Annotated in this window: 16 protein-coding genes; 5 read left to right on the top strand and 11 right to left on the bottom strand. The window is 65.3% G+C overall.

The window, feature by feature from the left end; translation table 11 throughout:
* The first annotated feature begins 11 nt into the window (after positions 1 to 11).
* The 3 genes from leuS to holA are packed head-to-tail and all read left to right on the top strand — an operon-like array spanning position 12 to position 4,068.
* On the top strand, positions 12 to 2,552 hold the full coding sequence (leuS, locus tag ACI2JO_RS08175) for a leucine--tRNA ligase (RefSeq protein WP_404720151.1): 2,541 nt from the start codon (positions 12 to 14) through the stop codon (positions 2,550 to 2,552).
* Between the two features lie 23 nt (positions 2,553 to 2,575).
* The gene (gene lptE / locus ACI2JO_RS08170; protein ID WP_404720357.1) at positions 2,576 to 3,061 is read left to right on the top strand and encodes an LPS assembly lipoprotein LptE; all 486 of its coding nucleotides are present in this window, start codon (positions 2,576 to 2,578) and stop codon (positions 3,059 to 3,061) included.
* The gene (holA, locus tag ACI2JO_RS08165; protein ID WP_404720150.1) at positions 3,058 to 4,068 is read left to right on the top strand and encodes a DNA polymerase III subunit delta; all 1,011 of its coding nucleotides are present in this window, start codon (positions 3,058 to 3,060) and stop codon (positions 4,066 to 4,068) included. Before lptE ends, holA begins: the two co-directional genes overlap by 4 nt.
* Before the next feature lie 77 nt (positions 4,069 to 4,145).
* Here holA and ACI2JO_RS08160 read toward each other — a convergent pair whose 3' ends face one another.
* Genes ACI2JO_RS08160 through ACI2JO_RS08135 form a run of 6 tightly spaced genes read right to left on the bottom strand, consistent with a single transcriptional unit; the run spans position 4,146 to position 9,673 of the window.
* Positions 4,146 to 5,066 (bottom strand): ParB/RepB/Spo0J family partition protein, encoded by a 921-nt coding sequence (locus ACI2JO_RS08160; RefSeq protein ID WP_404720149.1) that lies wholly within the window; start codon positions 5,064 to 5,066, stop codon positions 4,146 to 4,148.
* Positions 5,063 to 5,845, bottom strand: coding sequence for a ParA family protein (locus tag ACI2JO_RS08155; protein WP_404720148.1), 783 nt, complete (start codon positions 5,843 to 5,845; stop codon positions 5,063 to 5,065). Before ACI2JO_RS08155 ends, ACI2JO_RS08160 begins: the two co-directional genes overlap by 4 nt.
* Positions 5,845 to 6,453 (bottom strand): 16S rRNA (guanine(527)-N(7))-methyltransferase RsmG, encoded by a 609-nt coding sequence (gene rsmG / locus ACI2JO_RS08150; protein WP_404720147.1) that lies wholly within the window; start codon positions 6,451 to 6,453, stop codon positions 5,845 to 5,847. Before rsmG ends, ACI2JO_RS08155 begins: the two co-directional genes overlap by 1 nt.
* Positions 6,450 to 8,171, bottom strand: coding sequence for a tRNA uridine-5-carboxymethylaminomethyl(34) synthesis enzyme MnmG (gene mnmG / locus ACI2JO_RS08145; protein WP_404720146.1), 1,722 nt, complete (start codon positions 8,169 to 8,171; stop codon positions 6,450 to 6,452). Before mnmG ends, rsmG begins: the two co-directional genes overlap by 4 nt.
* The gene (mnmE, locus tag ACI2JO_RS08140) at positions 8,172 to 9,440 is read right to left on the bottom strand and encodes a tRNA uridine-5-carboxymethylaminomethyl(34) synthesis GTPase MnmE (RefSeq protein WP_404720145.1); all 1,269 of its coding nucleotides are present in this window, start codon (positions 9,438 to 9,440) and stop codon (positions 8,172 to 8,174) included. It lies immediately after the preceding gene.
* Positions 9,437 to 9,673: a DUF6489 family protein gene (locus ACI2JO_RS08135; RefSeq protein WP_404720144.1), complete on the bottom strand. Its 237-nt coding sequence runs from the start codon at positions 9,671 to 9,673 to the stop codon at positions 9,437 to 9,439. Before ACI2JO_RS08135 ends, mnmE begins: the two co-directional genes overlap by 4 nt.
* Before the next feature lie 143 nt (positions 9,674 to 9,816).
* Here ACI2JO_RS08135 and ACI2JO_RS08130 point away from each other — a divergent pair, with 143 nt between their 5' ends.
* Positions 9,817 to 10,509: a dienelactone hydrolase family protein gene (locus tag ACI2JO_RS08130; RefSeq protein ID WP_404720143.1), complete on the top strand. Its 693-nt coding sequence runs from the start codon at positions 9,817 to 9,819 to the stop codon at positions 10,507 to 10,509.
* Positions 10,510 to 10,587: 78 nt separating this feature from the next.
* Here ACI2JO_RS08130 and ACI2JO_RS08125 read toward each other — a convergent pair whose 3' ends face one another.
* Positions 10,588 to 12,903, bottom strand: a complete 2,316-nt coding sequence (locus tag ACI2JO_RS08125; RefSeq protein WP_404720142.1) for a DNA translocase FtsK 4TM domain-containing protein — start codon at positions 12,901 to 12,903, stop codon at positions 10,588 to 10,590.
* A gap of 114 nt (positions 12,904 to 13,017) precedes the next feature.
* Here ACI2JO_RS08125 and ACI2JO_RS08120 point away from each other — a divergent pair, with 114 nt between their 5' ends.
* The gene (locus ACI2JO_RS08120) at positions 13,018 to 14,247 is read left to right on the top strand and encodes a UbiH/UbiF/VisC/COQ6 family ubiquinone biosynthesis hydroxylase (protein WP_404720141.1); all 1,230 of its coding nucleotides are present in this window, start codon (positions 13,018 to 13,020) and stop codon (positions 14,245 to 14,247) included.
* Between the two features lie 9 nt (positions 14,248 to 14,256).
* On the opposite strand, the gene pdeM is transcribed toward ACI2JO_RS08120, so the two are convergent.
* From pdeM to ACI2JO_RS08100, 4 genes are read right to left on the bottom strand one after another with little or no spacing between them, the layout of a single operon-like run.
* Positions 14,257 to 14,934, bottom strand: coding sequence for a ligase-associated DNA damage response endonuclease PdeM (pdeM, locus tag ACI2JO_RS08115; RefSeq protein WP_404720356.1), 678 nt, complete (start codon positions 14,932 to 14,934; stop codon positions 14,257 to 14,259).
* Between the two features lie 40 nt (positions 14,935 to 14,974).
* Positions 14,975 to 16,375: a M20/M25/M40 family metallo-hydrolase gene (locus tag ACI2JO_RS08110; RefSeq protein WP_404720140.1), complete on the bottom strand. Its 1,401-nt coding sequence runs from the start codon at positions 16,373 to 16,375 to the stop codon at positions 14,975 to 14,977.
* A 53-nt stretch (positions 16,376 to 16,428) separates the two neighbouring features.
* On the bottom strand, positions 16,429 to 17,352 hold the full coding sequence (locus ACI2JO_RS08105) for an aspartyl protease family protein (protein ID WP_404720139.1): 924 nt from the start codon (positions 17,350 to 17,352) through the stop codon (positions 16,429 to 16,431).
* Between the two features lie 30 nt (positions 17,353 to 17,382).
* Positions 17,383 to 19,791, bottom strand: a complete 2,409-nt coding sequence (locus ACI2JO_RS08100; protein WP_404720138.1) for a ligase-associated DNA damage response DEXH box helicase — start codon at positions 19,789 to 19,791, stop codon at positions 17,383 to 17,385.
* Positions 19,792 to 19,873 lie beyond the last annotated feature (82 nt).

Below are 19,873 nucleotides of genomic sequence, written 5' to 3'. Positions count from 1 at the left end.
CGACGACCGAGATGACCACCCGCTTCAATGCCCTGAAGGCCGACGCGCACTGGCAGCGCGTCTGGGATGAACGCACCACCTTCGCCGCGCGTGACGACAGCCCCAAGCCGAAGACGTATGTGCTGGAGATGTTCCCCTATCCGTCGGGGAAGATCCATATGGGGCATGTTCGCAACTATACGATGGGCGACGTGCTGGCGCGCTATCGCCGGATGACCGGGCATGAGGTGCTCCACCCGATGGGGTGGGATGCGTTCGGGATGCCGGCCGAGAACGCCGCGATGGAAAAGGGCGTGCATCCGGGCAACTGGACGCGGGCCAATATCGCCACGATGAAGGCGCAGTTGAAGCGGCTCGGCTTCGCGCTCGACTGGACGCGCGAGCTGGCGACCTGCGAGCCCGATTATTACGGGCACGAGCAGGCGCTGTTCCTCGATTTCTACAAGGCCGGGCTGGTCTATCGCAAGGAATCGGCGGTCAACTGGGACCCGGTCGACATGACCGTGCTCGCCAACGAGCAGGTGATCGACGGGCGCGGCTGGCGTTCGGGAGCGCTGGTCGAGAAGCGCAAGCTGAGCCAATGGTTCCTCAAGATCACGCAATTCGCCGACGAGCTGATCGAAGGGCTCGGCTCGCTCGACCAATGGCCCGACAAGGTCCGGCTGATGCAGGAGAACTGGATCGGCAAGAGCCAGGGGCTGCAATTCCGCTTCACGCTGTCGGACGGTGGGTCGGTCGAGGTGTTCACGACGCGGCCTGACACGATGTTCGGCGCGAGCTTCGTCGCGGTCGCCGCCGATCACCCGATCGCGCAGGCGCTCGCCGCGCGTGACGCGGACGCCGCGGCGTTCATCGAGCGATGCAAGCAGGGCGGCACCACCGCTGCCGAGCTGGAGACGCAGGAGAAGCTCGGGTACGATACCGGGCTGACCGCGACGCATCCGTTCGGCGCGGGCGAGCTGCCGGTCTACATCGCCAATTTCGTGCTGATGGACTATGGCACCGGGGCGGTGTTCGGGGTGCCGGCGCACGACCAGCGCGACTTCGATTTCGCGACCAAATACCGGCTGCCGATCCGCCGCGTCGTCGCCGATGGCGACAAGACCGACCCGGGGTTCGACGAGGAGGCGGCATACAGCGGCCCCGGCAAGCTGGTGAATTCACACTTTCTCGACGGGCTCGACATCGACGCCGCCAAGCGCGAGGTGATCGCGCGTGCCGAGGCGGGCGGCTGGGGGCAGGGTTCGACCGTCTATCGCCTGCGCGATTGGGGCGTCAGCCGCCAGCGTTACTGGGGCACCCCGATTCCGGTGATCCATTGCGCGACGTGCGGCGAGGTGCCGGTGCCGCGCGAAGAATTGCCGGTGAAGCTGCCCGAGGACGTCAGCTTCGACGTCCCCGGCAACCCGCTCGATCGCCATCCGACGTGGAAGCACGTCGCCTGCCCGGTCTGTAGCGCAGACGCGCTGCGCGATACCGACACGCTCGATACCTTCGCGGATTCGTCGTGGTATTTCATCCGCTTCGCCAGCCAGCCCGATGACCAGCCGTTCGATCGGGCGGTGGCGGAAAGCTGGCTGCCGGTCGGGCAGTATATTGGCGGGGTCGAGCATGCGATCCTCCACCTCCTCTACGCGCGCTTCTGGACGCGGGCGCTGCGTCACGTCGGGCTGATCGACCTGGCCGAGCCGTTCACCGGGCTGTTCACGCAGGGCATGGTGACGCACGAGACGTACAAGCTCGACATCCCGGATCACGACGGGCCGCCGGGCGCGTTGTGGGTGTCACCCGCTGACCTCAGCGTCGACGAGGGCGGGGCATTGTTCTTCCAGACCGAGGGGGGGGGGGCAATCCCGATCATCCGCGGTCGCGTCGAGAAGATGTCCAAGTCCAAGAAGAACACGATCGATCCCGAGCCGATTGTCGACCAGTATGGCGCGGATGCGGTGCGCTGGTTCATGCTGTCCGACTCACCGCCCGAGCGCGATCTTGAGTGGAGCGAGAACGGCATCGAGGGTGCGTGGCGCTTCGTACAGCGGTTGTGGCGGCTGTTCGAGAGCGAGAAGGCCGGCGATGGCGCGGACGTCGCGCTCGATCGCAAGCTGCACCGCACGGTCGCGGATGTCGCCGCCGCGATCGAGGCGCTATCGTTCAATAAGGCGGTGGCCAAGCTCTACGAATTGGTCGCCGCCATCGAAAAGGCCGCACCTTCGGCATCGCGCGATACCGCAATCGCGACGCTGATGCGGCTGGTCGCGCCGATGGCGCCGCACATCGCCGAGGAAGCATGGGCGACGCACGGCGACGGTGGATTGATCGCGGACGCCGCCTGGCCGGCGGTCGACGCGGCGCTACTCGTCGAGGATGAGGTGACGATCGCGGTGCAGGTCAATGGCAAGCTGCGCGACACACTGACGCTGCCCAAGGGGCTGGCGAGGGAAGAGGCCGAAGCGGCGGCGCTGACCTCCGACAAGGTTATCCGTGCGCTGGAGGGCAAGGCCCCGCGCAAGGTGATCGTGGTGCCCGACCGCCTTGTGAACATCGTCGCGTGAAGTTTCGTGCGGCCTTTCTCGGCATGGCGCTGGCAGCGGTTCCGCTTTCCGGTTGCGGGCTGACCCCGCTCTACACCGGGGGCGGTGCGGGGCCGATCGCGGCGACGCTCGGCGAGGTCGAAGTGGCACCGATCGACGGCAAGGCCGGTTGGCTGGTCGGGGGCGCTCTGAATGAGCGGCTGAGGGCGATCGGTGGCGGTACGGCGCGGTATCGTCTTAACGTGCGGCTCGACGACAAGATTGTGGGGCTCGGCGCGCGCAGCGACGATTCGGTGGCGCGCGAGCGGCGGACACTGCGTGCACGTTACCAGCTGGTCGATGCGGCCAGCGGATCGGTGGTACTCGACGCGACCGCAGGCTCGGACGCCGGGATCGACGTCGTCGGCTCGGAATATGCGACGATTGCGGCGGAGAGCACGGCGCTGGAACGACTGTCGGAGACGATCGCCGATCAGATCGTCGCGCGGCTGGCGCTCTATGCGCGGCGGACCCAGCCGCCACGGTCATGAAGGCCACCGAGGCGCGGCTGACGGCTGCGCTCGACCGGCCGCCGGCCGACATCCGGCTCTATCTGCTCCATGGCCCCGATGAGGCGGTGGCACAGGCGTTTGTCGCCCGACTGGCGAAGGCCATGGGAGCGGAGGCGGAGCGCGTGGATCTGGACGGGCCGACGCTGCGGAACGACCCCGCACGGCTCGCCGATGAGGCGGCGGCGCTATCGCTTTTCGGCGGCCCGCGGTTCGTGCGGGTCACGAGCGCGGGCGAGGAGTCCGTTGAGGCTGTAGCGGCATTGCTGGCGGCGGATCAGGCGGGCAATCCCACGGTCGTGCTTGCCCCGACGGTCAAGGCGACCGGCAAGCTGGTCAAAGCGGCGATCGAATCAGATCGCGCGCTCGCCTTTGCCTGTTATCCCCCCGGCGCGCGCGACGCGGCGGCGATCGTCGCCGAACTTGCTCGTGGGGCAGGGCTGCGGCTCGCACCCACCGCGGTGCAGCGGATCATCCGCGGCAGCGATGGCGACCGCGCTGTGATCGCTCGCGAAGTCGAGAAACTCGCGCTGTACCTTGATGCCGCCCCCGATCGTCCGATGGATGCCGATGACGCGGCTATTGAGGCGATCGGGGCGGAGATCGCCGAGGGCGAAATTGGCGAGATCGTGCTCGCCGTTACGGCTGGCCAGGTCGAGGCGGTGATCGACGGATTGCGACGGATGAGCGGACCCGATGCATCGCCGATCCCGATTCTACGGGCATTGGGGCGGCGTCTGGTAACGCTTGCCGAACTGCGTGCCGCCGTCGATGCAGGGGAGGGCGCCGACCAAGCGATGAAGCGCCATCGCGTGTTCTGGCGTGAGGAGGCGACTACCGCGGCGGCACTACGCCGCTGGACACTGCCGATGCTGGCAAGCGCGCAAGCAGCAGCCCGCCGCGCCGAGCGCGAAGTGATTGCCGCCGGTCCGGCAGGGCGTGTCGTTGCGGACAACTTCCTGCTACGACTGGCCCGCGCCGCCCGCTGAAGGCGGGCAGCGCGAGCCGCCGCGTGGGGCAGCATTTTCACTTCCAGCCAACTTAAAGCGTGGGCGGCGTTCCTGGACTAAATACGTTCGCCACTGAGCCGCTGGCAAACCATGTCGAGCTGCTCCAGCGAGCTATATTCGAGCGTGATCGCGCCGCGCCCATCGTCGTTGAAGGCGATGCTTACGCGGAGACCGAGCAGGTCCGCCAACTGGCGCTCCAGCGCCTCGATATCGGCACTCCCGCCTCCGCTCGCGCCCACCTGCGCCGAGCGCGACGCCGCCCCGCGCGATGTTGGTGCACCATGTTTGTCGTGGCTTGCAAGCTTCTCCGTTTGACGCACCGACAGGCCCTGACTCAGTACCTGATCGGCCAGCGCGACGGGATCGGCGGCGCCGATCAGCGCGCGGGCGTGACCCATCGCCAGCTTGCCCTCCACCACCTGCGCTTGCACCTCCGGCGGCAGGTCGAGCAAGCGGAGAAGGTTGGCGACGTGGCTGCGCGACTTGTGCACTGCACGCGCCAATTCCTCCTGCGTGTGACCAAATTCGTCGAGTAGCCGCTGGTACGCACGCGCCTCTTCGATCGCGTTTAGATCCTGTCGCTGGATGTTCTCCAGCAACGCAATCTGTAACGTCTCGCTATCGGAATATTCGCGAACGACAACGGGCACTTCATGCAACCGTGCACGCTGGGCAGCACGCCAGCGTCGCTCACCCGCCACGATCTGGAAGTCATGGCCGTGCGGGCGCACGATGATGGGCTGGATCACGCCACGCTGCGCGATCGACGCGGCGAGTTCATCGAGTGCCGCTTCGTCGAAGTGGCGGCGGGGCTGCTCAGGGTGGGGTGCGATCGCCGAGACCGGGATCATTCGCACCGCGCCGCGCGCCGCACCCTTTTCACCGGCCTCGCGCTCGTCCTGCGCCACATCGCCCAAAAGCGCATTCAGGCCGCGGCCGAGACCACCCTTGGCACGCCGGGAAGCAAAATCACTCACGCTGCTTCATTCTCCATCTGCGGCAGTCGCCGGATCAACTCGCGCGCCAGCGCCATATAGGCTTCGGACCCGCTGCACCGATGGTCATAGATCAGGGCCGGGAGGCCGTGACTCGGCGCCTCGGATAGCCGCACGTTGCGTGGAATGACCGTGTCGAAGACCACATTGCCGAGGACGGCCCGCACGTCGGCCGATACTTGCTCGGTAAGACGGTTGCGACGATCGTACATCGTCAGTGCGACCCCAAGGATCGATAGCGACGGATTGAACCGGGATCTTATGCGCTCGACGGTGTTGAGGAGTTGGCTCAAGCCCTCCAGCGCAAAAAATTCGCATTGCAGCGGGACGAACAAGGCGTCCGCGCTGACCATCGCATTGATCGTGAGGAGCCCGAGCGAGGGGGGACAGTCGATCAGCACGATGTCCCAGGAGCGGGTCGCCCGTTCGAACGCGCGGCGCAGGCGATGTGTACGCTGCTCGAACTCGACCAGCTCGATCTCTGCGCCCGACAAGTCGACCGTGGCTGGTAGAACGTCAAGTAATGGAATGTCTGTCGCTACCGCTGCCTCTGCAACACCGTCGCTATCGATCAGCACATCGTAGCTGGAGCGCTGCCGGCGTGCTTGGGCTATCCCCAGGCCAGTCGATGCATTCCCTTGCGGATCTAGGTCGACCAGCAACACGCGGTGTCCGGATGCAGCTAATGCCGTGGCGAGATTGATGGCGCTGGTGGTTTTGCCAACGCCACCCTTCTGGTTCGCGACCGCGATGCAGAACATTAGGCTTCGACTCCATCCGCAATCACGATCACCGAGGCGGGATCCGTGACGCTTTGTTCCACGTGAAACATGTCGCGCCATTTCGCTGGCAGCGCTTTGACCTCACTACCACCATTCTTGCCGCGCGGAAGGATCAATCGCGTGCGGCTGTGCCGAAGATGGCCCGTCATGGTGACAAGGGCGGGGATGTCGGCCACCGCACGGGCAGTGACGATGTCGGCACGACCTACCGCTCCTTCCGCCTTGCTCTTGACGACGGTGACGTTGGTCAGCCCGAGTTTCGCCGCAGAACTTTCGAGAAAAGCCACCCGACGCGCGCGCGGCTCAACCAGCGTGACATATACACCTGACAAGATCGCAACGACCAAACCCGGCAGGCCGGGGCCGGAGCCGATATCGAACCACGTCTGCGGACGTGCGGTACTATGGTGGAGAAGCTGGGCGGAATCGACAAGGTGCCGGTTCCAGATGGTGTCGCGCGAGGACGGAGAGATGAGGTTCTGCCGCTCATTCTCCTCCAGCAACAAGCTCCTGAACCGATCCAGCACGGCGAGTTTCGTCTCGCCAAAGCGCTCGCGACACCAGATGATCGCGTCTTCTTCGGTCATGCCGAGCGCCTTGTGTGAAGCCAAAGCGCGGCGACCGCTGCCGGCGTAACCCCGCGCACTCGCGAAGCTTCATCCAGTGTCTTCGGTGCTGCGCGCTCGAGCCGCTCGATCATCTCTGTGGACAGCCCCGGTACCGCCCGCAACGCCGTACCGTCCGACACGACATCAATCGCACCGTCCCGACGCATGCGTTCGATTTCGTCGCGCTGCCGCAGAAGGTATGGAGCATAGCGGCGATCTTCCTCCACCTCGCGAACCACATCCACGTCGACACCATCGATCGCACCGGCTTTTGCAGCGACGCGCATGGCGTCACGACGACAGAGATGGGCGCGGCGTTCAGTGGTGAGCGCTCCGATGCGGTCACCCCAGGCAGACAGGCGCGCCTCGGCATTGTCGGCGCGTAGAGCCAGCCGATATTCCGCTCGTGCGGTCAGCATACGATAGGGCTCGCTGACGCCCTGTAGTACGAGGTCGTCGATCATCACACCAATATAGCCGCGTGCGCGGTCAATGATTGCGGGTTCGAGATCACGCGCGAGCGCGGCGGCGTTGAGTCCGGCGACCAAACCTTGGGCAGCGGCTTCCTCATAGCCCGTCGTCCCGTTAAGTTGTCCTGCGCAGAAGAGGCCGGGAACGGCATCCAGTGCTAACCGATGATCGAGCGCGCGCGGGTCGATATAGTCGTACTCGACAGCGTAGCCGTATTGTACGATTTTTGCGCGCTCAAGGCCCGTGACGGAACGCACCATTTCATCTTGCACCCCTGCATCGAGCGAGGTGGAGATGCCGTTAGGATAAACCCAATGATGATCGAGACCTTCGGGTTCGAGAAAGATCTGATGGCCATCTCGGTCGCCAAAGCGATGGACCTTGTCCTCGATCGACGGACAATAACGCGGCCCACCCCCTTCGATTGCACCGGCGTACAGCGGCGAGCTGACCAGCCCGCGCCGGATAATGTCGTGTGTGCATTGGGAGGTACGGGTGATGGCACAGGCGAGTTGTGGAAGACGAGCATTCCTCGTCATCGGCGACATGCGCCAGATATCCTCATCAGACGGCTGTGGGAGCAGGGCTGCCCAGTCGATCGTTCTCCCGTCGAGGCGGGGCGGCGTGCCGGTTTTGAGCCGACCCATCGGTAGCTTCAGCTCGCGAAGTTGCTCACCAAGATGGGTTGCGGGCCGCTCATCAATCCGACCGCCCGCGTCGCGTTCCAGACCACGGAAAATCTTGCCACCTAGGAATGTGCCGGTGGCAAGGACCGCAGTCCTTGTCTTCAGCATTTCCCCACCATCAAGCCGAAGTCCACTCAGGCAGCCGTCTTCGAGAAGCAAGGCGACGGCTTCTCCTTCAACGAGTGTCAGATTGTCGTAGCGTGAGAGTTGTTGCTGGATGGAGGCACGGTAACGGCGTCTATCCGCCTGGATCCGCGGGCCCTGAACTGCGAGCCCCTTGGACCGGTTAAGCATTCGATAGTGGATAGCGGCAGCATCGGCTGCACGGCCCATCAACCCGTCAAGCGCGTCAACCTCTCGGACAAGGTGTCCTTTTCCCAATCCTCCAATCGACGGATTGCACGACATCGTGCCAATCTGAGCGAGTGCCTGCGTGACGAGCGCCACCTTCGCCCCACGGCGGGCCGCCGCTGCCGCCGCCTCTGTCCCTGCGTGGCCACCGCCGACTACGACAACGTCAAACTGTTTCACGTGGAACACTCATTTGCCAAGGCAGAACCGGCCGAAGAGAGCGTCTAGCATCGCCTCCGTCGCGTCTCGCCCCAATATCGCCGCCAAGGCGGCGTTGGCAATCCTCAGGCGCTCGGCGTCAATAAGAAGATCGACGCCATCGATCAGCTTCAACTCGTCGGCACATGAGGCAATCAACTGCCGCTGGCGCGCATGCAGCGGCGCGGCGGAGAGATCACCCGTCATTTGACGTGCGATGTCGCCGACCGTTCGCCATACAGCTTCCACGCTGGAAGGGTCGTGGATCGACGTTGCCAAATCCGCGGCGCGATCGGGCTCTCTTTCATCTGCTCTCGCCGCGATCTTTACCGAGCGGGGAGGGGCGAGCTGGGGCTCTCCGAGCCATAGGATAACGTCTGCGGTTTTCAGCAAGGTCTTCGCACGTTCGATGCCGATCGCTTCGATCGGATCGGCGGTATCCGCTGCCAATCCCGCAGTGTCGACCAAGCGGAACGGCAATCCCTCGCGCGTGACAACCGCCTCGAGCACGTCACGCGTGGTGCCTGCGACATCGGTCACGATCGCAGCGGGACGGCCGAGCAGCGCATTGAACAGCGACGACTTGCCCGCGTTACGTGGACCCGCGAGAACGACCGCGACCCCGTCGCGCAATCGCTCCACCGAGGGCCTCGCCAAGGTCGTCATTATCTTTGTCAAAACCGGCGCGAGCAAAGCCGCAAGGTTGAACGGCTCTGCCTGAGCGACTTCACCCTCGTCGGAGAAGTCGAGCTCGGCTTCGACGCGGGCTGCCACGATGCTAAGCTCTGTAAGCCAGGTCTCTACGCTTCGGCTCAACTCGCCCTCGGCCATCGAGAGGGCGCCGCGACGCTGCGCTTCCGTTTCGGCTTCGAGGAGGTCTGCAAGTCCCTCCGCCTGAGCGAGGTCAATGCGACCGTTCAGCAAGGAGCGGCGGGTAAACTCGCCCGGCTGTGCTGGCCGCAATCCGGGCTGCCGCGCCAGTGCTGCCTCGACAGCGGCAACGACGGCGCGGCCACCATGCAGGTGTAACTCAAGCAAATCTTCTCCCGTGGCCGTGTTCGGCCCAGGAAAGAAAAGGACAAGCGCGTGATCGAGCGCTTCCTGACCGTCCCGAAGTCGGCGCAACCCGGCGGTGCGTGCCAACGGCAATTTGCCGGCCAATGTGACGCCGGCCACATGTGCCTTTGGCCCGCTGACCCGAACAACCGCAATCGCCGCTGGCGGCCGTCCGCTCGACAGCGCGAAGATCGTCTCGCTCATGCTCCGGGCTTGGTGCTGCTTGCGAACAGTTGCCGCCAGAAATCCATCCCGGCGTCGCCGACCGGCGCCCAGCTTCGGAACATCGCGCCGATCAACTCAGGGGAGGGACCCTGCCCATCGATGGTCTCACGCATTCTCTGGAGGAAGTGCTCATGCAACGGCGTTAGATCGGGTAGGCCCATCATCCGACGCGCTTCTTCGGGCGTGCAATCAACTTCTATCGTGACTTTCATGGCTGCGCTCCTCGATTGCGCCGCCCGGCGCTGTATTGGCCCGCGATCTATGCGCTCGAACCATGGTGCGCCGCAACGGCCGAGCCGTGGCACTTTGGCGGTGGCCGTGGTTTATAAGCGGAACAGGCATGGAGAAGTAGCAGATGACCGATATGATCTCGATCACCACGTTGGACGGCGCGATCATGCCGGCCTATCGTGCGGTACCAGCCGGTGAGCCAAAAGCCGCGATCGTGGTGATCCAGGAAATTTTTGGGATCAACCCGGGCATCCGCCGCAAGTGCGACACACTGGCGGAGGCGGGCTATCTCGCGATCGCGCCCGATCTGTTCTGGCGGATCGAGCCAGGCATCTCCCTCGACCCGGATGTCGCGCCCGAGATGCAGCGAGCATTGTCACTGATGGGGCAGTTCGATCAGGATGAAGGCATCCGCGACATCGAAGCGGCGATCCGCTTCGCGCGCACCGAGGGCGTGGCAAAGGTCGGGGCAGTCGGGTACTGCCTGGGCGGCCGGCTGGCCTATATGACCGCGGCACGGACGGACATCGATGCAAGCGTCGGCTATTACGCTGTTGGCGTAGACGGGCTGCTGGGCGAAAAGCACGCGATCGCCAAGCCGCTGATGCTGCACATCGCCGGCGATGACGGTTTTGTCGACAAGGATACGCAGGCGGCAATGCACGCGGGCCTCGACGATCACCCGAAGGTGACGCTCCACGATTACCCCGGTGAAGACCATGGCTTTGCCACTGAATTCGGCAAGCGTCGTTCGGAAGCGGCTGCATCGCTGGCAGATCAGCGGACCACAGCCTTCTTCACCGAGTATCTCGGCTGATCAATTTGGGCGGCGGCGTCTCGACCCTAGGTGGGAGAGACGCCGCCCCGGATCACGTCCGGCGCGACCGCGGCAACGTCAGGCAGGATTGCCGTCGGTGTCACGCAGCACCTCGCGGCGACCGACATGGTCGGGGCGACTGACGACGCCTTCCTTCTCCATCCGCTCGATCAGCCGCGCCGCGGAATTGTAGCCAATCCGCAATTGACGCTGCAGCCATGAGGTCGAGGCCTTCTGACTGCCGCAGACGATCGCGACCGCTGCGCGATACTGCTGGTCCTCGGCGGTATCTTCGCCAGTCGGCGCGCCTTCCAGAGCGAAGCTCTCGGCCGGTTCCTCAGTGACGGACTCGATATAGTCGGGCTGCCCTTGAGCGCGCCAGTGATCGGTCACGGCGCGAACCTCGTCATCGCTGACGAACGGACCGTGGACGCGAACAATTCCCTTTCCGCCGGGCATGTAGAGCATGTCGCCGCGCCCGAGCAGTTGCTCCGCACCCTGTTCGCCCAGGATCGTGCGCGAATCGATCTTGCTGGTGACGTGGAAGCTGATGCGCGTCGGCAGGTTCGCCTTGATGACGCCGGTGATGACGTCGACCGACGGACGCTGCGTGGCCATGATGAGGTGGATGCCCGCCGCGCGTGCCTTCTGCGCGAGCCGCTGAATCAGGAATTCGACCTCCTTGCCAGCGGTCATCATCAGGTCGGCCAGCTCGTCGACGATGACGACGATCTGCGGCAGCACGTCGTAATCGAGCTGCTCCTCCTCGTAGATCGGCTGGCCGTTCTCGCCATAGCCGGTCTGGACGCGCCGCCCGAGCGGAGTGCCCTTGGCGCGCGCTGCGCGGACCTTGTCGTTGAAGCTGGCGAGGCTGCGTACGCCGACCGACGACATCTGGCGGTAGCGATCCTCCATCGTCTCGACTGCCCATTTCAGTGCGCGCACGGCCTTTGCGGGGTCGGTGACGACCGGCGACAGCAGATGCGGGATGTCGTCGTACATGCTCAGTTCGAGCATTTTCGGGTCGATCATGATCATCCGGCACTGATCGGGCGTCAGCCGGTAGAGCAGCGACAGGATCATGCCGTTGAGCCCGACCGACTTACCCGAGCCGGTGGTGCCCGCCACGAGCAGATGCGGCATCGGCGCAAGATCGGCGATGACCGGATCGCCCGCGATGTTCTTGCCGAGAATAACGGGCAGCTGCGCGGTCTGGTCCTCGAACGCCTGGCTGGCGACGAGTTCGTGGAGCGACACCATCTCGCGCTTGGTGTTGGGCAGTTCGATGCCGATCACCGATCGGCCAGGGATTGTCGCGACGCGGGCCGAGATTGCCGACATGTTGCGTGCGATATCGTCAGCGAGCGCAATGACGCGATTCGCCTTGGTGCCGGGGGCGGGCTCCAGCTCGTACATCGTCACGACCGGGCCGGGCCGAACCTCGGTGATCGCACCCTGCACCTTGAAGTCGTCGAGCACGGTTTCAAGCAGCCGCGCGTTTCGCTCCAGCCCGGCCTTGTCGATCGGGCTGCTTTGGTTGGCCGGCGCAGGGGTAAGCAGATCAAGCGACGGCAACACGAACGTATCGCGCAGATCGAGTCGCTGCTGTGGCTTCGGCGGGGCAAGCGACGGCGACGTCGTCCTGTCGCTGATGACGGGGGCGGGGCGGTTGTCCGGCTGCGCCACCGCGCGCGGCGCCGGGCTGCGTGCCAGTGCGAACGGCGCATCCTCATCGTCGTGCGCATCTTCAAACACCACGTCGTCGTCGTCAGCCGCTTCGCGTGCGCGGCGGCGGAGCAGGCGAGGCGAGGGCGTAAAGCGCGCCAGATCGATCTCGAGGCTGCGCCCCCACAGGATCGCGCCCGCGATCCCGGTCATCAGCCCCAGCGCCAGCATGCCCCACCACGTCACCTGCGGATTGCCGATCAGCGCGATGCCCGAGCGGAATGCACCGACGACGCCCGACCCGACCGCGCCGCCCCAGCCGAAGGGCAGCGCGGGCACGGCACCCGGCGCGACGCAGGTCAGCGTCACCGCCATCAGGGCGACCCCGATGGCAGCGTTGCGCAGCATCCTCCAACCGTCGCCAGCGGGCTGCGCGCGCCACAGCCGCAGTGCGACGATCGGAGCGATCGGTAGCAACAAGGCCACCGTCGGACCGAACAGCGTCAGCGCGAGATCGGCGAACCACGCACCAGGACTTCCAAGCAAATTGCCGGTTACCCCTGCAGCAGCGGTGTTGAGCGAGGCATCGCCCGGACGATAGGTGACGAGCGCCACCGCCATCGCGACCGTCAGCACGAACAATGCAGTAGCGACGATCAGCGCCCCACTGCGCAATGCCCCGGCCTTGACCGTCTCACGCCACAACGGCGCGTCGACACGGCTTGCCATACCGAACCCCCAACGATGTCAGAAAAATACCGCCATATTCTCCGCCCCCGCGCGTTGTACGTCAAGATGGTGGCGGGCGTTGGCATCGCGCGTGCGGGAGGATAGGGCAGAGTCATGGACAAAGCAGATGCCCGGGCAGATGTGCTCATCCTTGGCGGCGGGCTGGTCGGCAGCGCGCTTGCTGTCGCGCTCGATCGTCATGGGCTGTCGTCAATCGTCGTGGATCCCGCCGACCCGGCGGTGACGCTGGGAAGTACCTTCGACGGTCGTGCCTCGGCGGTGGCGAGCGCCAGCCACAAGATGCTCGACGCGATCGGTGTGGGGGAGGCCTTGCGCGGCAAGGGCTGCGAAATCCGCCAGATCCGGGTCAGCGACGGGCTGGCACCGGGCAAGCTCGACTTCATCCCGGCCGTCGACGACGCAGCCTTGGGAACAATGTACGAAAATCGTCTGCTGCGTCGTGCACTCAATGACGCGGCAGTCGCGGCGGAGCGCGTCGACCTGCGAATGCAGACTCGCGCGACGTCGGTTGAACGCAGCGCGGACGGTGTGCGCGCGATGTTGTCGTCGGGGGTGACGGTATCGGCGGACTTGCTCGTCGCTGCCGAAGGGCGACAATCCCCGACGCGCGCGGCTGCGGGGATCAACGTCGCGCGCTGGCAATATGATCACGCTGCGATCATCGGCGCGTTTCACCATCAGCGCAGCCATGAGAACATTGCGTATGAGATCTTCTACTCGGCAGGGCCGTTCGCGCTGCTGCCGCTGCCCGACGACGAAAGTGGACACCGATCGGCGATCGTGTGGACGGTGGCTGGCGATCACGCCGCCGGGATGCTCAAGCTAGGCGACCGCGCCTTTCTCTCGGAAGCGGAAAAGCGCATGGGGGGGTTTTTGGGCAGGCTATCGCAGGCGGCGGCCCGCTCCAGCTACCCGCTCGGCTTCCACCATGCGGCGCGGATTACCGATACGCGGCTGGTGTTGGTCGGCGACGCGGCACACGGCATCCATCCGATCGCGGGGCAGGGGGTGAATCTCGGCTACCGCGACGTGGCCACGTTGGTCGAGGTATTGGTGGAGGGTCGGCGGCTCGGGCTGGACGCAGGTGATGCACAATTGCTCAAGCGCTATGAACGGTGGCGGAGCCTCGACACGTTCATGGTCGCCGCCGCCACCGACACGCTGACGCGTTTGTTCGGTGTCCCCGGCAAGGCAGCAAGTGCGATACGACGGTTCGGCATCTCGGCGGTTGATCGGCTGCCGCAGCTCAAGGACCGTTTCATGGCCGAGGCGCGTGGCGAAAGCGGCGATCTCCCCAAATTGCTGCTGGGGACGCTGGCCTGACGCGATCCGTCAGGCCGCGACTGGGAAGCGCAGCAACCGGTCAGAAAGGGCAATCAGCGCCTCGGCACCTGCGCCCGTAGCGCGTGCGATTTCCGGATGCGTGACGTCGAGCCCGCCGGTAAGCGCCCCGAAAGCGGGAAATATTAGCTTGGTGGCGGTCGCCACAAAACACCGCCGTGCTACCAGCTTGCCACGAACCCTCACCCGTAGCTTCGGATGGTAGTGGCCGGATAACTCAGGTAATGTTTCACGTGGATCAGCCTCGTGACGCAGCATCACGCCATCGATCAGCGCCTCGTCACATACCGCGCCGCCGCAGCGATCGACAAAGACGCGGTCATGGTTGCCGGTGATCCATGTCCAGTTTGTCGTTGCGGTCAAAGCCGAAAGCGCTGCGCGGGCGAGGTCCGGCAAGCGATCGCAGCCGCCGATGTCATGGAAGCTGTCGCCGAGACACCACACCTCCCGCGCGCCGGTGGAGTCGACAATCGCCGACAAGGCCGACAGCGTCGCGATCGAATCATAAGGCGGCAACATCTGCCCGCCGCGCGCATACCAGCTTGCCTTCTCAAAGTGCAGATCGGCCACCAGTAACGCGCGCCGCGCTGGCCAGAACAACGCACCCTCGGGCAGCACGTGCCAGACGTGACCGCCAAAGCGGAGTTCAGCGAACGGAACGGGAACCATGCCGCTCGCCATGCCTTAGCCGGCGATGCCGATCAACCATTTAGCCGGCATACGCCTTCACCAGATCGAACATGTAATCGCGCGCGTCATACAAGGAGTCGACGCGGATCCGTTCGTTCAGGCCGTGAACGCCACTCGTCTGCGGATCGACGAAGGTGCCGGGCACGCCGTAGACTGGAATTCCGATCGCCTCCAGAAACACGCCGTCTGTCGCGCCGGTCGACATCATCGGCAGCAGCGGCAAATTCGGGAAATGCTTTGCCGCTACGCGCTTCATCGGTTCGATCACCTTAGGGTCGAGCGTCGGCGGGATCGCGGTAGGGCGCACCGGTTGGTTGGCGGTAATCGTCACCTTCTCACCAGCGAGCCGCTTCAGCGTCGCTAGGGTATTATCGACCGTCTCGCCGGGAAAGATCCGGCAATTGACGTTGGCCGTCGCGCGCTGCGGCAACGCGTTCTCGGCGTGGCCGGCGTTGAGCAAGGTCGCGACGCAGGTGGTGCGCAGCGTCGAGTGGAGCACCTTGTCGCGGCTGACGATCGCGTCAGCGGCCTTGTCGGTCGGCTCGGCAAGCAGTCGGCGAATCGCCCCGGCCTGTTCGCTGTCGGCGCGTTCAGCGGTGGCGGTGAAATAGGCGCGGGTCGTATCGGTGAAATGGACCGGAAACTCATAGCCCTGCACCGCCTTGATCGCGTCGGCCAGCTCGTAGATCGCGTTGTCGGGCGTGGGGGCGGAGCTGTGGCCGCCGGGGTTGGTGGTAACGAACGTGTAATTCTGTGCGGCCTTCTCGCCGACCTGCACCGCGAGCAGCTGCCGCTTGCCTGCCGCGTCCAGCCGCCCGCCGCCACCCTCGTTGAGCGCGAATTCGGCGGCGATCAGTTCGGGCCGGTTCTGCGCCAGCCACTCGGCACCGTTGAAGGCAAACGTCGTCTCCTCTCCGCAGGTCAGCGCCAGCTTGATCGTTCGCTTTGGGCGGTAATTCTGCTGGCGGAAGCGGATCATCGCATCGGCCCAGATCGCCGACATCGCCTTGTCGTCGACCGCACCGCGCGCGTAATAATAGCCTTTTTCCTCGACCAGCTTGAACGGATCGCGCTGCCAGTCCTCGCGCTTGGCGGCGACGACGTCCAGATGACCGAGCAACAGGATCGGCTTGGCGACGGAGTCGCTGCCCTTCAATATCGCGACGATCCCGCCGTCATTCGGATGTTCGGGAACCGAGAAGCTGGTAATGTCCGCATCGGCAAAGCCCGCCGCCTTCAGGCGCGCACCGACCTGCGCCGCCGCCTGCGTGCAGCTGCCGACGTTCACGACCGTGTTGGTTTCGACCATCTCCTTGTAAAGACTGAAGAACGCTTTCTGATCTGGGCGCGTCTGCGCTGTGACGCCCGTTGCCAGCATCGTCATCACGCCAGCCGCGATCGCTGCGTTACGCATCCACATTCCCCTATGCCATTGCGGCGATCGTCGCAGCGAAGCGGCGGGGGTGCAACAGGTTACAACACGCGCGCACGCCCAGCATCGCGGGGTAACAACAGCCGCAACTCGCGCCGTGCGAAGTCGATATGCACACGCCGGAACAGCCGCAGCACGTCCATGCCGAGCAGCAACGCGGGCTTATCCTCCAGCCCGAACGCCGCGAACGGCCGCGCGTCGGCAAAGCCGACCGGCAGCGATCGGATCGTGGCGCTGCCCAGCGTCAGCATCGGCACTGCGGCATAATCGGTGGTGATGCTGTCACCTGTGACACTGGTGAAGACGATCGGCATGCCGCCGCCTCGTCGCGTCAGCAGGCGTCGCAACGCCAGATTGCCGATACTGACGCTGGTCCCGGTATCCAGCACCACGCGCACCCGCCGCCCGGCGACAGTGGCGTTCGTGACGACCAGTTGCCCGAACAGGCTTTTGGCCCGCACGACGATCTCGCCGGGTTCGGGGCGCGGTGGCTTCACCCCCACCGCGGGTGTCACGATCATCCGTTGCTGGTCGAAGTCGATCGTCAGCGCGTGATCCTGCATCGCATCGATGCCGAGGATGCCCAGCGACCCCATGTCCTTCGCGTCGAGCGCCGGCGCCTCGACCCGTCGGGCGCCCAATGTGCTGACCGACAGCGACGGGATGACGACCGTGTTGACGCTGCTAGTGCCGGTAATTGTCGTCATCCGCACGGTCGGGCCGGGCGGCAGCGCAAGCCGGGTGGCGAGCTGGCGCGAGATGACACTGCGTTGCGCTCCGGAGTCGACGATGAACGGAAACGGGCCGGCGGCGTCGATCCGCACCGGCACGGTCATCCGATCTTCCTGATCCAGAAAGGCAAGATCATCACCGACCGGCGCAGTCGGTGGTACCTGTTGCGTCGTATCCTGTGCAGCCGCCGGCAACACGACGCAGGCCAGCAACAACGCGACGATCCTCTCCATGGCTCACGCTACGCCTCGCGGGTCGCGCGATCAATCCACGCGCATTGCCTCGGCGGCGAGCGCTTCGGCCTCGATCAGCAAGGCGTCGTCGGCGCTACCGGTCGCGACCTTCTCGCGCCCGATCAGCGTCAGCACCGGCACCGCCAGCGGGGTGACGCGTGGCAAATCGACATGCACCATCGTGTCCGCAGCGCGGTCGAGCAGATCGGCGAGCCGCCCGACATCGGTCATCCGCGCGCGCGCATCGGCCCATGCCGCCTGGAGCAGGATATGGCCGGGCTCGTACTGGCGCAGCACGTCGTAGATCAGGTCAGTCGAAAAGGTCACCTGCCGCCCGGTCTTGCGCTTGCCGGGGTGCTGGCGCTCGACCAGCCCGCCGATCACCGCCACCTCGCGGAACGCGCGCTTGAGCAGGTGCGAGCGCTCGACCCATTCGACGAATTCATGTTCGAGGATGTCGGCGCTGAACAGCGCGGCAGGATCGGTGACCTTCTCCAGCCCGTAACAGGCGATCGCATAATCGTTGGCGACGAAGCCGAGCGGCTTGAGCCCCAGCGTCTCCATCCGCTTCGTCACCAGCATGCCGAGCGACTGGTGCGCGTTCCAGCCCTCGAAGCTGTACGCCACCATGTAATGCCGGCCCTCGCGCGGGAAGGTCTCGACCAGCAACTGATCGGGATGCGGCAGCGTCGAGCGGCGCTGCTGGATCTCCAGCCATTCGCGCACATCGTCGGGGAAGCGGTGCCATTCGGCCGGGGTGTCGAGGAAGCGCCGGACGCGATTGGCGAGGTTGGTCGAGAGCGGCATCCGGCTGCCGCCATAGGTCGGGATCCGCGCCGGGCGGCTGGTGGCGCGAACGATCAGATCTTCGGTGTCGATCTTCTCGACCTCGAGGCTCAGCCCGGCGAAGAAGAAGGTGTCGCCGTGGCTCAGCGTTGCGGCGAACCCTTCCTCGACCTTGCCGAGCGCGCGGCCGTTGCGGAACCGGACCTTAAGCATCGTCGCCTCGACGATGATACCGGCGTTGAGCCGGTGCTGCGCGATGAATTTCGGATGGCTCACCCGCCAGCGGCCATCGGCATCCTGCGTTAGCCGCTTGAACCGGTCATAGGCGCGCAGCGAATAGCCGCCGTCGCGGATGAACCCGAGCACACGGTCGAACAATTCGTCGGTCAGCGCCGAATAGGGCAGGGCCGACCGCAGTTCGTCCAGCATCGCCGCCTGATCGAACGGCGCGGCGCAGGCGCAGGCCATGACATGCTGCGCCAGCACGTCGAGCGCGCCCATCCGGAATACGTCGGTGTCCAGCTCGCCCGCCTCGACCGCGTCGAGCGCGGCACGCGCCTCCAGATATTCGAAACGGTTGCCGGGAACGAGGATCGCCTCGCTCGCCTGATCAAGCCGGTGGTTGGAGCGCCCGATCCGCTGGAGCAGCCGCGACGAGCCCTTGGGCGCGCCCATCTGAATCACGCAATCGACATCGCCCCAGTCGACCCCAAGGTCGAGGCTGGCGGTCGCCACCAGGGCGCGCAACCGCCCGTCCGCCATCGCATTCTCGACCTTGCGGCGCGCTTCCTTTTCGAGACTGCCGTGATGGATGCCGATCGGCAGCTGCATCGCATTGGCCTTCCATAGATCCTGGAAGATCAGCTCGGCGAGGCTCCGAGTGTTGCAGAAGACGATCGAGGTCTTGTGCGTCTCGATCTCGGCCATCACCTGTTCGGCGGCATAGCGTCCAGAATGGCCCGCCCATGGCACGCGGCCCTCGGGCAACAGGATCGCAATGTCGGGATCGACTCCGGTGTCGCCATGCACCAGCGCGACGCGGTCGATATCGCCGTCGGGGGCGAGCCATGCGCGATAGCCGTCCGGGTCGGCCACGGTCGCGGACAGCGCGACGCGGCGCAGATCGGGCGCGATCGTCTGGAGCCGCGCCATGCACAGGTTGAGCAGGTCGCCACGCTTTCCGGTGGCAAAGGCGTGAACTTCGTCAACAACGATCGTCCGCAGCCCGGCGAACATCGTGAAACTGTCGGGATAGCTAAGCAGCAGCGATAGCGATTCGGGGGTGGTCAGCAGGATCTGCGGCGGCTTGACGCGCTGCCGCGCCTTGCGATCGGACGGCGTGTCGCCGGTGCGGGTCTCGACGCGCAGGTCGAGCCCCATTTCCTCGATCGGCGCAAGCAGGTTGCGCTGGATATCGACCGCCAGCGCCTTGAGCGGGGAGACGTAGAGCGTGTGCAGCCCGTCGACCGGCGTGTCGATCAGCTCGGCCAGCGTCGGCAGGAACCCGGCCAGCGTCTTGCCGGCACCGGTGGCGGCGATCAGTAGCGCATGATGCCCGGCGCGCGCCTCGTCCAGCATTGCCAGCTGGTGCCGGCGCGGCTGCCAGCCACGTCGCGCGAACCAGTCGTTGAGGACGGCGGGAAGGGCGGTCAATCAGGTGTCCGGGCAGGCATGTCAGGGATGTAGGTGGTGCGGCGGGAGGGGCAACTGCGTGCCCCATCACTTCGTCATTCCC

This window comes from Sphingomonas sp. NPDC079357 (assembly GCF_044901155.1).
In the GTDB taxonomy this organism is placed as follows: domain Bacteria; phylum Pseudomonadota; class Alphaproteobacteria; order Sphingomonadales; family Sphingomonadaceae; genus Sphingomonas.
This window is presented reverse-complemented; position numbering and strand designations above follow the sequence as displayed.